Origin of the sequence: Pedobacter sp. KBW06, assembly GCF_003852525.1 — a bacterium.
In the GTDB taxonomy this organism is placed as follows: domain Bacteria; phylum Bacteroidota; class Bacteroidia; order Sphingobacteriales; family Sphingobacteriaceae; genus Pedobacter.
Genome location: NZ_QAJL01000004.1, coordinates 69,558 through 83,437 on the forward strand (window position 1 = coordinate 69,558; position 13,880 = coordinate 83,437).

General features: G+C 42.4%; 14 protein-coding genes and 1 tRNA gene. 9 read left to right on the forward strand and 6 right to left on the reverse strand.

All coding sequences use genetic code 11. From position 1 onward, the window contains the following. The first annotated feature begins 179 nt into the window (after positions 1 to 179). From DBR43_RS22615 to DBR43_RS22630, 4 genes are all read left to right on the forward strand, one after another. The gene (locus tag DBR43_RS22615; protein ID WP_124585116.1) at positions 180 to 1,169 is read left to right on the forward strand and encodes an aspartate-semialdehyde dehydrogenase; all 990 of its coding nucleotides are present in this window, start codon (positions 180 to 182) and stop codon (positions 1,167 to 1,169) included. Positions 1,170 to 1,267: 98 nt separating this feature from the next. Further along, a complete protein-coding gene (gene dacB, locus DBR43_RS22620) occupies positions 1,268 to 2,689 on the forward strand; it encodes a D-alanyl-D-alanine carboxypeptidase/D-alanyl-D-alanine-endopeptidase (RefSeq protein ID WP_124585118.1) in 1,422 nt (473 codons plus the stop codon). A 69-nt stretch (positions 2,690 to 2,758) separates the two neighbouring features. Beyond that, positions 2,759 to 4,723: a beta-N-acetylhexosaminidase gene (locus DBR43_RS22625; RefSeq protein WP_124585120.1), complete on the forward strand. Its 1,965-nt coding sequence runs from the start codon at positions 2,759 to 2,761 to the stop codon at positions 4,721 to 4,723. A 4-nt stretch (positions 4,724 to 4,727) separates the two neighbouring features. After that, entirely contained in the window at positions 4,728 to 5,528 is an 801-nt protein-coding gene (locus tag DBR43_RS22630) for a tRNA pseudouridine synthase A (RefSeq protein WP_124585122.1), read from the forward strand. Here the strand turns inward: DBR43_RS22630 and DBR43_RS22635 are convergent. Continuing rightward, the gene (locus tag DBR43_RS22635) at positions 5,494 to 6,180 is read right to left on the reverse strand and encodes a TetR/AcrR family transcriptional regulator (protein WP_124585124.1); all 687 of its coding nucleotides are present in this window, start codon (positions 6,178 to 6,180) and stop codon (positions 5,494 to 5,496) included. The two genes, DBR43_RS22630 and DBR43_RS22635, sit on opposite strands and share 35 nt — an antisense overlap. A 571-nt stretch (positions 6,181 to 6,751) precedes the next feature. Between DBR43_RS22635 and DBR43_RS22640 the strand changes: the two genes are divergently transcribed. After that, positions 6,752 to 7,201, forward strand: a complete 450-nt coding sequence (locus DBR43_RS22640) for a DoxX family protein (RefSeq protein ID WP_124585126.1) — start codon at positions 6,752 to 6,754, stop codon at positions 7,199 to 7,201. Between the two features lie 73 nt (positions 7,202 to 7,274). Further along, positions 7,275 to 7,673 (forward strand): acyl-CoA thioesterase, encoded by a 399-nt coding sequence (locus DBR43_RS22645; RefSeq protein ID WP_124585128.1) that lies wholly within the window; start codon positions 7,275 to 7,277, stop codon positions 7,671 to 7,673. Here DBR43_RS22645 and DBR43_RS22650 read toward each other — a convergent pair. The 4 genes from DBR43_RS22650 to DBR43_RS22665 are packed head-to-tail and all read right to left on the reverse strand — an operon-like array spanning position 7,670 to position 10,972. Then, entirely contained in the window at positions 7,670 to 8,176 is a 507-nt protein-coding gene (locus tag DBR43_RS22650; protein ID WP_124585130.1) for a shikimate kinase, read from the reverse strand. The two genes, DBR43_RS22645 and DBR43_RS22650, sit on opposite strands and share 4 nt — an antisense overlap. Before the next feature lie 4 nt (positions 8,177 to 8,180). Further along, positions 8,181 to 9,236, reverse strand: coding sequence for an ABC transporter permease (locus DBR43_RS22655; RefSeq protein WP_124585132.1), 1,056 nt, complete (start codon positions 9,234 to 9,236; stop codon positions 8,181 to 8,183). Positions 9,237 to 9,239: 3 nt separating this feature from the next. Further along, positions 9,240 to 10,430, reverse strand: a complete 1,191-nt coding sequence (locus DBR43_RS22660) for a BT_3928 family protein (protein ID WP_124585134.1) — start codon at positions 10,428 to 10,430, stop codon at positions 9,240 to 9,242. After that, positions 10,430 to 10,972, reverse strand: a complete 543-nt coding sequence (locus DBR43_RS22665) for a DUF1599 domain-containing protein (RefSeq protein ID WP_124585135.1) — start codon at positions 10,970 to 10,972, stop codon at positions 10,430 to 10,432. The genes DBR43_RS22660 and DBR43_RS22665 overlap by 1 nt, the downstream gene beginning before the upstream one ends. 56 nt (positions 10,973 to 11,028) lie before the next feature. Between DBR43_RS22665 and folP the strand changes: the two genes are divergently transcribed. Together folP and cdaA are read left to right on the forward strand one after the other, a co-directional pair. Further along, entirely contained in the window at positions 11,029 to 11,886 is an 858-nt protein-coding gene (gene folP / locus DBR43_RS22670) for a dihydropteroate synthase (RefSeq protein ID WP_124585137.1), read from the forward strand. 27 nt (positions 11,887 to 11,913) lie between these two features. Continuing rightward, positions 11,914 to 12,705, forward strand: a complete 792-nt coding sequence (cdaA, locus tag DBR43_RS22675) for a diadenylate cyclase CdaA (RefSeq protein ID WP_073237882.1) — start codon at positions 11,914 to 11,916, stop codon at positions 12,703 to 12,705. Positions 12,706 to 13,039: 334 nt separating this feature from the next. Here cdaA and DBR43_RS22680 read toward each other — a convergent pair whose 3' ends face one another. Beyond that, a complete protein-coding gene (locus DBR43_RS22680) occupies positions 13,040 to 13,450 on the reverse strand; it encodes a BrxA/BrxB family bacilliredoxin (protein WP_124585139.1) in 411 nt (136 codons plus the stop codon). 319 nt (positions 13,451 to 13,769) lie between these two features. Between DBR43_RS22680 and DBR43_RS22685 the strand changes: the two genes are divergently transcribed. After that, positions 13,770 to 13,843 (forward strand) — tRNA-Asn (locus tag DBR43_RS22685). Positions 13,844 to 13,880: the final 37 nt, after the last annotated feature.

The window sequence follows — 13,880 nt, forward strand, 5'->3', positions numbered from 1 at the left end:
TCTCCTGATAAAAACAAATCAAAATGCAAGTTTTAAGTTCTTGGGGAACAAAAAGCGTAAAAAAATCACCATATTTGAAAAATCTGAGACCTGCTCAGACCATTGAGAATAAAGAACTTATTATAAAAACTGAATACTATATAAATTAATAAAAACGATTAAAAAAACCATTTAAAAAAATGAAAATTGCAGTTGTAGGCGCCACCGGTCTGGTAGGTACCGTAATGTTAAAAGTGTTAGAAGAGCGTAACTTCCCGTTAACCGAGTTAATTCCGGTTGCATCCGAAAAAAGTGTTGGTAAGGAAATCACTTTTAAGGGTAAGAAGTACGCGATTGTAAGCATGGATACTGCAATTTCAATGAGACCTGATATTGCATTATTCTCTGCCGGTGGAAGCACCTCTTTAGAACATGCACCACGTTTCGCTGAGGCAGGTACTACCGTGATTGACAATTCATCTGCATGGCGCATGGATCCTTCAAAGAAACTTGTTGTTCCTGAAGTAAATGCCCATGAATTATCTATTGATGATAAGATCATTGCAAACCCAAACTGTTCGACCATCCAAATGGTAGTGGCTTTAAAACCATTACATGATAAATATAAGATCAAACGCGTTGTTGTTTCTACCTATCAGTCTGTAACCGGTACCGGAGTAAAGGCTGTAGAGCAAATGATGAACGAGCGTAAAGGCATAGACGGGCCAATGGCTTATGCTTACCCGATCGACTTAAATGTAATTCCTCAGATTGATGTTTTCGTAGAAAACGGATACACTAAAGAGGAAATGAAAATGATCAATGAGACCCGCAAAATCATGAGCGACGACAGTATCCGTTTAACGGCAACTACGGTACGTATTCCGGTAATGGGTGGTCACTCAGAATCAGTAAACATTGAATTTGAAAATGATTTTGATGTAGCTGAAGTCAGAGAATTATTAGAGAAAACAGAAGGAATTATTGTTGTAGACGATATTGCCAACCTGAAATACCCAATGCCAAAAGATGCCCATGAAAAAGATGAGGTATTTGTTGGAAGGATCAGACGTGATGAATCTATGCCGAATTCACTGAACATGTGGATCGTTGCGGATAACCTGCGTAAAGGTGCAGCAACCAATGCCGTTCAGATTGCTGAATTCTTAGTAAAAAAAGGATTGGTTTAATCTTTAAATAAAATCACAAAGTGATGTATGGAAAGCTGGTCAAGGCAATCTGTACATCACTTTTTTCGTTAATATCCATGTTAAACAAAGCTGTTTTGATGAGTACTGCAAAAAAACTATCCCTGTTATTCTTTCTGTTGATCCAGCAGTATGTATCTGCACAAAGTCAAAGTCCGGCACAAAAGCTGGAACAAGCTTACAATACCTTAATTGCAGACCCGCAGGCAAAGTATGGCATTGTTGCCTTATGTGTGCTCGATGCCAACACCGGAAAAACCATTTTCGGAAGGAATGAAAACCTTGGACTCGCTACTGCATCCACTTTAAAGACAATTACTTCCGCTACAGCATTCAGTTTACTTGGAAAAGACTTTCAATACCAGACCACACTGGCCTACAGTGGAAATATTACTGCGGAGGGGACTTTAAAAGGCGACCTGCTGATCATTGGCGGAGGCGATCCTACCCTGGGCTCCTGGAGGTACGAAAGCAGCAAAGAAGCACGGGTGCTTGAGCAATGGCTGAAAGCCATTCAGACCGCAGGGATTAAAAAAATAGAAGGCAGGATCATCGGTGATGACAGCCTTTGGGGCAGTCAGAGTACACCCGACGGCTGGATCTGGCAGGACATCGGGAATTATTACGGTGCAGGCCCTTCGGCCCTTAGCTGGCGCGAGAATCAGTTTGACATCCATCTTAAAGCCAGCAGATCGGCAGAAAAGGAAGTCTCTCTCCTGAAAGTGGTTCCTGAAATGCCTTACCTGAAAATCGTAAATGAACTGAAGGCCGGTTCTGAAGGAACCGGAGATAATGTTTACGCTTACCTTCCGCCTTACAGCAATACGGCTTACCTGCGTGGCACCTGGGCCCTGGGGATTTCCAAATCAGGTGTTTCCGCAGCTCTTCCTGATCCTGCATTTGATGCGGCTTTCCGTTTACAGGATACCCTGAAAAGAATCGGTATCAACGCCCAGTCAGGGGTAACTACTGCAAGACTACTGGCAGTTGACCAACAGGCTTTACCAGCTGTTAGCCAGAAGTTACTCACCATCTCTTCTCCTTCTTTAAGCGAGATGGTCTATTGGTTTAACAAAAAGAGCATCAATCTTTACGGAGAGCACCTGCTCAGGACCATTGCCTGGAAATCCGGGAAACAACCCACTACCAAAAATGGCGCACAGGCCGAGATCAGCTTCTGGGCAGGCAAAGGTCTGGACAAAGGCGCACTCAACATTATGGATGGCAGTGGCCTCTCCCCTGCAACCAGAGTAACGGCAATAGCAATGGCCAGTGTCCTTTTTCAATCACAAAAAGAAGAATGGTTTCCTGACTACTATAAATCACTTCCGGAAAACAACGGCATGAAGCTAAAAAGCGGCAGTATCAATGATGTTTCTGCCTATGCAGGATATTATACCGATAAATCCGGCAACAAATACATCATCGTCATTAACATCAATAATTATTCAGGATCAGGCATCAGCAGGAAGCTGTTCAAGGTCCTGGATGCGCTTAAATAAAATTATTTGTCTTTTTATTGATAAATTGCGCCCGTTTATAAAATTCGAAATACACTGTTAGCCAGTTCTATGAAAAGATTCTTTCTGTTTTTATCCTGCTGCCTGATGAGCACCTTTACTTTTGCACAGGCAATCGCTCCTGAATCCGGTAATATCGCCGAAGCAGCTTCGGGAACAAATATCCCCTCCGAAATTGCCATCATCCCTGAACCCGTTTCTGTAGTTAAAAACGAAGGTCACTTCGTCTTACCTGCCAATGTGACGATCCAGTCGGCCGGAATACCAGAACTGAAACAGGTGCTCGCATTTTTACAGGAAAGACTGTCCATTCCTACCGGCAGTTACGTTTCAGTGGTCAATAATGCTACTGGTGTTACGCCAACGATCAAACTTGTATTGAACGACAAGGCAAATCCTGTTTTAGGAAATGAGGGATATCAGCTTTCTGTAAGCAACAGTCATATCGTCATCAAAGCAAATAAAGCAGCAGGTCTGTATTATGGGGCACAAAGCCTGATTCAGTTGTTTCCGAAAGAGATAGAAAGCAAAGAACTGGTAGAAGATATGGACTGGAAAAGTCCCTGCGTAGGCATTACCGACTATCCCCGTGTAGGCTGGAGAGGTTTAATGTTTGATGTTGCCCGTCATTTCTTTACAAAAGAAGAAGTGAAACAATACATCAATGCCATGGTTCGCTATAAATACAACGTCCTTCATTTGCACTTAACGGATGATGAAGGATGGAGAATAGAGATCAAAGGTTTCCCAAAGCTGACCGAGGTTGGCGCATGGAGTGTTAAAAAAACCGGGGAATTTGGCAATTTCAGCGTACCTGGAGCCGATGAACCACGCAATTATGGTGGCTTTTATACGCAGGAAGACATCAAAGAACTCGTACAATATGCACAGGAAAGGTTTGTCAACATCCTGCCGGAAATTGATGTTCCCGGACATAGCCTCGCCGCAATTTCTTCCTATCCGGAATTGTCCTGTACACCGGGAGCAGAAAACTACCGCGTTCGTTCGGGAGAGAGAATTATGGACTGGTCCAGGGGCGCACCTCCGACAGCGTTGGTAGACAACACCCTTTGTCCGGCCAATGAAAAAGTATATAGCTTTTTAGACAGCGTAATTACACAGGTAGCTGCACTTTTTCCTTTTGAATACCTGCATATGGGTGGTGATGAAGCCCCTTTCAACTTCTGGGAGAAAAGTGATGCCATAAAGGCCCTGATGCAAAAAGAAGGATTAAAAAACATGCACCAGGTTCAGGGATATTTTGAGAAACGTGTGCAGGGCATCGTAGAATCAAAAGGCAAAAAATTCATGGGCTGGGATGAAATTCTGGATGGCAACATGTCTCCTAGTGCTGCGGTGATGAGCTGGAGGGGAATGAAATATGGTACGGAAGCGGCACTGAAGAAACATGACGTGGTGATGAGCCCTACCACCTATGCCTACTTGGATTACATGCAGGCCGATGTCATTACTGAGCCCAAAGTTTACGCTTCATTGCGATTGAGTAAATCCTATGAATTCGACCCGGTTCCAGCTGGCGTAGATCCTAAATACATCAAAGGCGGACAAGCGAATTTATGGACAGAACAGGTGTATAACATCAGACAGGCAGAATATATGACCTGGCCAAGAGGGATGGCGATCGCAGAATCGGTATGGTCCCCGAGGGAAAAGAAAAACTGGACTAATTTCTTCGGAAGAGTAGAACAGCATTTCAAAAGACTGGACATCGCAGAAACCAAATATGCGCCTAGTGTGTATGATCCGATATTTAAAGTCAGCAGATCTGCAGACCGTCAGCTCCTGGTTGAATTGAGCACAGAAGTAGCGGGACTGGACATTTATTATAGTTTCGACAACTCTTTCCCGGATCGTTTCTATCCGAAATATACCGAGAAATTAAGCGTACCAAAAGATGCCGGAATGTTAAGAGTGATCACTTACAAGGGGAAACAACCTGTAGGAAGAATGCTGAGCATGCCGGTAGATGAATTAAACAAGAGAGCAAGAAAATAGGACATTGAGGTATTTCGTACATATTGGCTATCATGGCCTTCATTTTAATGGATGGCAAAAACAACCCGGGATTCTGAATATTCAGGGGGTATTGGAACAGGCCCTGACCCAGGTGCTGAAAACTCCGGTCTTTATCAACGGATGCGGCAGAACAGATGCACAAGTCCATGCCAGCCAGTTCTTCTTCCACATGGACATTGAACAGCCCTGGGACTTCGATCTCGTTTTCAGGCTAAATAAGCTCTTACCCGGAAGTATTGCCATTTTTGATATCATTCCTATGACTGGTATGCAACACGCCCGCTTTGACGCTGTACAACGCTGCTACGACTACTTTATCCATACCTATAAAAGTCCCTTCTTAAACGGGTTGAGTGCTTTTTACCTCTTAAAAGACCTGCACATTGATAAAATGCAGCAGGCAGCAGCTTTACTGCCACAATATAAGGACTACCGCCCTTTTTGTACCAGCCCGGATAAATACGAACATACGATCTGCAATGTCATGTCAGCGGGCCTGACAGTAGACCGTTCCGGAGACCGCCTGCGGTTCCAGATCTCTTCGAACCGATTTCTGAGCAAAATGATCCGGATCATCATGGGACAATTGCTGAAAATAGGAAAAGGAGAGTTGAGTGTAGACCAATTTGAGCATTACCTGATCAGTAAAGAAACACCCCTACTCATCACTCCTGCCCATCCACAGGGATTATATTTATCTAAAGTCACCTATCCTTACCTGAACCTGCCGCCAAGAACAGAATTCTCTGCTATTCTGCAGAATCAGGTGGATCAGTTCGGTTAGGTTTAATCTTAGTTTTTGCGGCATGAAAAGCCCATTCTATGATTTGCCGTAAAGACTTTTGAATTTCAGCCCTGCCCTCTTCCGTATTGATGTCCAGGCCACAAATCGTGCTTTCGTTTTTCTTGGCATGAAGGACGACGTAATAGATCCCGCAAACCAATAAAGCAGAAACTCCGCGCATACTCACAGCAGAGTTCTTAAAGTAAGGATCAGACAAAGCCAGGAGTGCATTACCATATTCTTCACGGACTTTGGAAACACTGTCCAGCAATTCTGTACTTTCGGAAATTTCCCATAAAATGATCTTCTGCATCTCATCTTCGTTCCAGAAGAATTCAAATTGCTTTTCCAGAATGGAAACGTAGTTATCAATAATGCTGTTTTTTTTGTCTTTAAGATCTATCTGACTCAGAATCTTATTGTTAAATGACAGCCAGTAATCCTTTTCAATCACATACGTTTCAATCAGGCGTTCCACATTGTCAAAATACCGGTAAATCAATTTCTTGTTCACCTTTGCTTCTTTTGCAATCGCATTCACACCCAGCCCGGTATATCCCTGAGTTCTGATGATCGACCCTACGGCATCAATAAGTCTACGTTCCGTCAGCAGACGGTTTTTTATTGGTTTTTCAATTACTTTTTCAGCCATATCAACAGGGGGATTCTTCAAAGGTCCATTTTGTTACTTCGGAGAGGCGTTATTCAACGTCAATTCAAAGAAATCGACGTTTTTTGAGGGAATTTAGGAATAAAAATTATTTTTCAAGGGAAATAAAACGACGATCGCGAGATTATTTTTGAGGAGCTCCTCCTCTGGTCTGATCTTCACCACATTAAAATTGAGGAAGAAAAGTCACGAACCTCATGGCATTTGATAACAGACGCCATGAGGAGGGATTATTCAATATAGGGGGGGGGATATTGAATCTTATTTAAGATGCGTTTCCTTCAATGCATGGCCACAAACGCATAATGCCATGAGTTTTTCAATAGTACAAGTCTGAGAGCGGGAATTTTTACGATATAAAGATAAATCAGATAATCCAGGTAAGTGGTGACATGGTCAATTATATTTTTTCTTACCTGCGACTAATAATTTCCCCATAAATATAGAAAAAGAAACATAATACTGCAATAGTAAGAGCTCACCGTATAAACTATTGATTATCTCATTTTTTCTCGGTAACTTCAATAAGCATTTTTAAAAAAGGAGGTTTATCATGACTGTTATTCAGAGAATTGAGCACTGGGGTGATGTACATCATGCCAAATGGCTTGACGTAATCCGCATTGTTTTAGGCATACTTATTTTCTTCAAAGGTATCGCTATCGTAAGCAATACCGCCGTTCTTCAGGACCTGTTACTGGAAAACAATGTATTTGGTTTTTCGGGAATGATGGCCAGTGTGGCCATACATATTGTAGGTTTTGTACATCTGGTAGGAGGAATACTGATCACATTGGGGCTTTTGACCAGGTTTGCTGTAGTGATACAAATTCCGATTCTTCTATGCGCGGTATTTTTTGTCAACCTGTCCAGAGGATTTTCGATGCTGAATTCAGAACTATGGTTATCCTTAATCGTACTCCTGCTATTGGTATTGTTCTGGGTAATCGGATCAGGTCCTTTTTCTGTGGACCATCAGATGAAGCGGAAACCGAGACGATAAAACCGATTCCTTTATTACGCCCCTGTGAGATTCTCTAGGTGCTAAAAGCTTATTTTTGAGCAAAATCAGTACTATGAATTTTCACACGAGAAAATGGGTAAAACCAGAAGACTTAAATCCTAACGGGAGCTTATTTGGCGGGAGCCTGCTCCGCTGGATCGATGAAGAGGCGGCAATTTATGCCATTGTTCAATTGGGCAATCCAAGGGTCGTAACGAAATACATCTCAGAAATTAACTTTGTCAGCTCAGCAAAACAGGGAGACATCATTGAAATGGGGATTACGGCAACGGACTTTGGCAATACTTCCTTGACCATGCGCTGTGAGGTGAGAAATAAAATCACCAGAAAGAGCATCCTGACCATTGACAAAATGGTATTTGTGAATGTTGATGAAGATGGCAATCCTGCAGCTCATGGCAAAACCCACATCAAGTTTATAGAGGAGCAGTTTGAAAAAGAAGACAATTAAACGTCAGACAGGAGCAATGCCCTGAGGTCGTCCGGTGTCAGGTTGATCCCATTCACTTTTAAGCTTGCCTGAAGGTAAAAGGGATTACGTTCTTCCAGCTTGTGTTCAATAAAATGGATCATTTGCTCCGGATTCATATCCTTTAGCAGGGGACGTTTGTCTTTTCCATTTTCCAGACGTCTGGCCAAAGCAGTGGCAGACATTTCTATGTAAACTGAAGTTCCATTGTTATTGATCCATTCCATGTTATCGAAATAACAGGGCGCACCGCCACCTGTTGCCACAACACAATTGGAAGGATAATTAAATTCCTGCAAGGTTTTACGCTCAAATGCCCTGAATGCAGCCTCTCCATTCGCGGCAAAATATGCGCCGATAGACATGCCGATTTGTTTTTCGATCTGCTGATCGAGGTCAATAAAATCATATCCCAGTTTAGTGGCCAGCTTTCTTCCCAAAGTGCTTTTACCACAACCCATAAATCCAATCAGAAATATCTTCATTCTTTTAAGCGAGTTTTACCCTTGGATCAACAAAGGCATATAATACGTCTACCAATATATTGATCAGCACAAATATAAATGCAATAAAAAGAATTGAGCCCATGACTACCGGAAAATCTGACATTTCCAAAGCGGTCACTGTTGTTCTTCCCAAGCCGTTGTAACCAAAAATATATTCTACAAAGAAAGATCCGGCAAGCAGGGAGGCAAACCAACCTGAAATGGCAGTAATCACAGGGTTTAAGGCATTTTTTAGCGCATGTTTATAGATGATTGCATTTCTTCCCAAACCCTTCGCCCTGGCGGTGCGGATATAATCCTGCGCCAATACATCCAGCATTGCGCTTCTCGTGAGCTGGACGATAATCGCCAATGGCCTTAAGCCCAAAGTAAGCATCGGGAGCCAGAGGTTCTTCCAGGTCATGATCTCTCCTTTAAAAGGATCATAACTATATAAACTACCCGACATATTTAATCCGGTATAGTCGCTCCATACGAAGCCAAATAACCAGGCGATAATAATGCCCGCAAAAAAAGAAGGGGCAGAAATCCCGAGGATGGCGAAAGAATTTGCCGTTTTATCAATCCAGGTATCTTTATGAACGGCAGAAAGCACACCAAGAAACACACCGATGATGGTGGCAAAGATCATTGCTGTTAAGGCAAGGATAAAGGTATTGGGAACTGTTTCTCTTAGAATAGAAGTCACTTCCCTCTTGGTCTGATAGGACCTGCGCAGATAAGGCCACTTCAGGGCAATTACTTCTTCCCCGACTCTAAGCAGTCTGAGGTAATGGTATTTCTCCAGGCTCTCTTTGTTGTCAGGATGAATGCTCAAAGGAGAAAGGTCATTCAGGTATAAGAAAAACTGAACCGGCCTGGATTTATCCAGACCAAATTCTTTACGTACGGCTTCCAGAGATTGCACATCAGAGCGCTGGCCCATGGTCATTCTCGCCGGATCTCCCGGTAATACGTTAAACAGTACAAACACCACACTTACCACCCCGGCCATGACCGCTAATCCGTATAAAAACTTCTTGATGGCGTACTGCAGCATGGGCTATTTACTGAAATATTTTTCGGAAAGCTCCTCAAAGGAAGGTATGGCATTATATGCCCATTTATTGATGACCACCCCGTTCTTTAGCAACAGCACACCGGGATTGGCCCTAACCATACTCTTTAAAGGCACCGCATCTGCATAAAAGATCTCTGTAAACAACTTCATCTTTTTGCTAAACACAGCTGCATCCTGTGCAGAGTTTGAAGTGAGTAATACCGTCCTGATGTTGAACTGTTCCGCTGCATTTAAAGACATCGCATTTAAGGCAGACATTCCCTCTTCGTCTGTATCTTTCAGGTTGTAGGCAACGATGATCAGGTTGTAATAAGGATTTTCTATCAGCTCTTTTGTATAGTCTGTACCTGAACCATCACTGATGTTTAAATCTTTGATCTTAGGTTCGTATCCCTTTTTAATCAGTTTTTTTTCTGGTGTTCCTATAATTTCCCAGTTGTCATCCTTCCAGATTTCTGTTTTCAGGTACTCCTTATCGCTCATCAGCTTTTTCTCTTTGGTCTTCTTGTTCGTCAGATTGTACATGATCTGAAACTCATCCGGCTGTGCTCCCGGAGGAATACGCATCAGTTCAGGAATATTCGCACCCACTTTATAAGGCAGAAAATCCAGAATAGGTAACCTGCGATAAGTATAGAGACTAAATAAGGTCGACAATACCAATACTCCCGCCAACAGACCTTTTTGTAAGCCTGGTTTATCGGTAATGGGTTTAATCAAACTATGATAAAGGAAAAGATATACAATCAGCACCAGCAGCACCAGGTCTTTGGAGAAAGACTGCCATGGCGTTAAAGGAATGGCATCACCGAAACATCCACAGGAGGTTACGATTTTGAAAAATGCAGAAACAAAGGTTAGAAAAGTGAAAAATATAATTGTCCCCAACAGGCCCCAGGTGACTTTTTTACTCCAGAAACCAAAAAGTAACAAGGCACCCAATACGATTTCAAGCACACAAAGCAGGATCGCAATTCCGGTAGCCATCTCGCTTAAGAAAAAGCTTCCCCCTGCATCTGATCCTATAAACTTTAAAAAGATGTTATGGAATTCATCAAAATATTCCTGCAGCTTATATCCAAAACCCAGTGGGTCATTGGCTTTAATGAGTCCTGAAAAGATAAACAGCACTCCAACAAATATCCGGGCAAAATTCAGGGCAATTTTCTTCATTATTTCAATTTCAGTTTAATCAATGCAAAAACAGCATAATTGAGCATATCCTGATAATTGGCATCGATACCTTCAGAGGCCAGTGTTTTGCCAGAATTATCTTCAATTTGTTTGACCCTCAGGATTTTCATCAGGATCAGGTCCGTTAATGAGCTGGTGCGCATGTCTCTCCATGCTTCTCCATAATCATGGTTTTTGGCCAGCATCAGTTCTTTGGTCAGGTTCACCTTTTCATCAAAAAGGGCTTCGACCTGGCCAACTTCCATTTCATAAGGATCATCGGCTTTCAATTCCAGCTGCAGCATCCCGATGACGCAATAGTTGATGATGCCAATATATTCGGAGCTGATGTCCTCTCCTACTTTCGAGACTTTCTTTTCTTCCAGCGTACGGATGCGCTGTGCCTTAATGAAAATCTGATCTGTAATAGAGGATGACCGGAGGATTCTCCAGGCGGTTCCATAGTCCTTTGTTTTCTTTAAAAAAAGCGATTTACAAATCGCGATTACTGAATCGAATTCTTGAGCTGTGTTTGTTGCCAAAACAATTAAAATATTTAGTTTAAAGCTATTTAAATACTGTATTTTTGTATTATACGATGGCTAAAGATACATTTTTAAACCGAAAGACCACACTAAACCTAAAAGGTAAGCTGGCAGATTTAAGTCGGCCGGCCGTGATGGCAATCCTGAACCTTACCCCGGATTCGTTTTACAACAACAGCAGGGTTGGCACTGCCGATGACGCCTTAAAAAGAACGGAAACTTTTCTAAATGAGGGGGCTAAGTATATTGATATCGGGGCCTACTCTTCACGTCCCGGTGCCGCCGAAGTCAGTACGGATGAAGAGTTAAACCGCATTGTTCCCATCGTAGAATTGCTCAGCAAAGAATTCCCCGAAGCCTGGCTCTCTATAGATACTTTTCGCGCAAAGGTTGCTAAAGAAAGTATTGAAGCAGGAGCTCACCTGATCAATGACATTGCAGGAGGAGGAATGGACGAAGCCATGTTCCAGACCATTGCAGATTTACAAGTTCCTTACATTCTGATGCATATGAGGGGAACCCCACAAACAATGCAGCAACAAACGGGTTATACCGATATTGGCCTGGACCTGGTAGATTATTTCTCTTCAAGGGTTGCCGAGCTTCATAAATTAGGCGCTAAAGACATCATCCTGGATCCTGGATTTGGTTTTGCAAAAACAACCGATGAAAATTACCGGTTATTAAACCATCTGGAAGACCTCGATGTTTTCGAATTGCCGGTACTGGTTGGTTTTTCGAGAAAATCTATGATTTATAAATTTTTAGGTGGCGGCCCGGCCGAAGCACTTAATGGCACTTCGGTGTTAAATACGATCGCATTAATGAAAGGAGCAGGTATATTGAGGGTTCATGACGTTAAAGCAGCAGCAGAATGTATCGCTTTGGTGGAAAAGACCAGGTTATATTAGTCTCAAAAAATACCTAACTTGGCGATAATGAAAGGATTTGATTTCGATTTTCTAAAAGTATCATTGACAGATGTAGCAGACATTATTTTTGTTGCCCTGCTCATTTACTATATCTACAACCTGATCAAGAATACCCTTGCTGTAAATCTATTGCTGGGCATGCTGATCATCCTGATCATCTGGTTTGCAGTAGACCAGTTGAACATGCGTTTGTTGTCTACCATTATCAATAAATTCATGAGTGTGGGGATCATTGCGCTCATTGTGATTTTCCAGCCGGAGATCCGGCGCTTTTTGCTGATGATTGGCAAAAACACCTTTCTCCAGCAGAACAAGGCCTGGTGGGGCTACCTCTTCGGAAGTAAGAATATTGAGCGGGATAACCTTGTTCGGATCAAGCCAATTATTGACGCCTGCAAAAGCATGAAGAAATCCCGCACCGGGGCCCTGATTGTATTTGTCAAGTTTTACGACGACCAGCTCTTTGCGAACAGCTGTGAGATCATCGATTCTAAAATATCTAAAAGATTGCTGGAAAGCATTTTTCAAAAATATAGCCCGCTCCATGACGGTGCGGTAGTTATTGCGGAGAATAAGATCAAAAGCGCAAGCTGTATCCTCCCACTAACGGACAATGATAAACTTCCTCCTCAGTTTGGCTTACGCCACAGGGCAGGCATCGGGGTTTCTGAAACTACCGACGCAGTTGCAGTGATCATCTCTGAAGAAACCGGAGAAATTGCCTATGCCAAACAGGGACGTGTACGCATGAACGTTTCCTTTGGAGAACTGGAGAAATTGCTCAATAAAGACTTCTAACATTTCCTTTTAATTAATTCTGTATTCATTTTTGGATGAGGCTGAGATCTTTCCGGATCTCCTCCTATATGGCTTCGTACTGAGTCCACAGTAAGTCCACAGTGAGTCCAGGGTGAGTCCACGTTTTTACGGAGAAAATGTGGACTCACCCTGGACCTGATATAGAGTAATGGTGGAGTCAATACGGACTTAACCCGGGGGCATCCCGGAAGGAGATCAGACCAAATATTTACTCAGAAGAAAATTGGAATATGGAGCACAAAGACCAGGAAGGACTTTATAAAAAAGGGTCTGATTAATTTAACCAGACCCTTTTTAAGATATTTTTGTTTGACTAGCAGTATTGCTCAAAAGCGCCGATTAAGCTATCAGCGATCATTTGTGCAGGTCTGCCTTCAATTTGATGACGTTCAATCATGTGAACTAACTTACCATCTTTAAACAAAGCCATAGATGGCGAAGATGGAGGAAAAGGCAACATATAACCTCTTGCTCTGTCAACAGCATCTTTTTCCATACCTGCGAATACCGTTACCAGTTTATCAGGATGTTTTTCATTTGCTGCGGCTAATCTTGCTGCAGGGCGTGCATTCGCTGCCGCACAACCACAAACAGAGTTTACTACTACAAATACAGTCCCTTCGCCAGTGATGGCACTATCCACATCAGCTGCAGATTTCAACTCCTCAAAACCTACTTTAGTAAGTTCTGCACGCATAGGTTCTACTAAATATTCAGGATACATATTTTCTATTTTTAATTCTTTAATCCATACAAATGTACAGTACAAGTCATTAGCATCAAAGGAATAGATGAGAAGCTCATTCGATTTTACCTTTAAATTACTTAGAGATTGATGATTTCTTCAAATAGGCAGCGTACATCTCCTTCATTAGAACTGCCTTTTCTGATATTTAATCCACACAGGTATAAGCGCTTAAAAAAAAGTTAAAAAAAAATTAGCCGGGGTTCTTTTAAAATTGAAACAGAATCTCTAATATTGCACTCCGAAAAAAGAGGATCTTTTTTTGTTTACAAAACCAGATTTCTTCAAATCGAAGGATTCCCGAGTAGCTCAGCTGGTTAGAGCATCTGACTGTTAATCAGAGGGTCACTGGTTCGAGCCCAGTCTCGGGAGCACAAAAGGGCAAGCACGGTAAAACGGTCGCTTGCCC

What these genes read in the sequence shown, in the direction of transcription:
- DBR43_RS22615 (WP_124585116.1), top strand. Translation starts at nt 180, where the DNA reads ATGAAAATTGCAGTTGTAGGCGCCACCGGTCTGGTAGGTACCGTAATG.
- dacB (WP_124585118.1), top strand. Translation starts at nt 1,268, where the DNA reads ATGAGTACTGCAAAAAAACTATCCCTGTTATTCTTTCTGTTGATCCAG.
- DBR43_RS22625 (WP_124585120.1), top strand. Translation starts at nt 2,759, where the DNA reads ATGAAAAGATTCTTTCTGTTTTTATCCTGCTGCCTGATGAGCACCTTT.
- DBR43_RS22635 (WP_124585124.1), bottom strand. Translation starts at nt 6,180, where the DNA reads ATGGCTGAAAAAGTAATTGAAAAACCAATAAAAAACCGTCTGCTGACG.
- DBR43_RS22640 (WP_124585126.1), top strand. Translation starts at nt 6,752, where the DNA reads ATGACTGTTATTCAGAGAATTGAGCACTGGGGTGATGTACATCATGCC.
- DBR43_RS22645 (WP_124585128.1), top strand. Translation starts at nt 7,275, where the DNA reads ATGAATTTTCACACGAGAAAATGGGTAAAACCAGAAGACTTAAATCCT.
- DBR43_RS22650 (WP_124585130.1), bottom strand. Translation starts at nt 8,176, where the DNA reads ATGAAGATATTTCTGATTGGATTTATGGGTTGTGGTAAAAGCACTTTG.
- DBR43_RS22655 (WP_124585132.1), bottom strand. Translation starts at nt 9,236, where the DNA reads ATGCTGCAGTACGCCATCAAGAAGTTTTTATACGGATTAGCGGTCATG.
- DBR43_RS22660 (WP_124585134.1), bottom strand. Translation starts at nt 10,430, where the DNA reads ATGAAGAAAATTGCCCTGAATTTTGCCCGGATATTTGTTGGAGTGCTG.
- folP (WP_124585137.1), top strand. Translation starts at nt 11,029, where the DNA reads ATGGCTAAAGATACATTTTTAAACCGAAAGACCACACTAAACCTAAAA.
- cdaA (WP_073237882.1), top strand. Translation starts at nt 11,914, where the DNA reads ATGAAAGGATTTGATTTCGATTTTCTAAAAGTATCATTGACAGATGTA.
- DBR43_RS22680 (WP_124585139.1), bottom strand. Translation starts at nt 13,450, where the DNA reads ATGTATCCTGAATATTTAGTAGAACCTATGCGTGCAGAACTTACTAAA.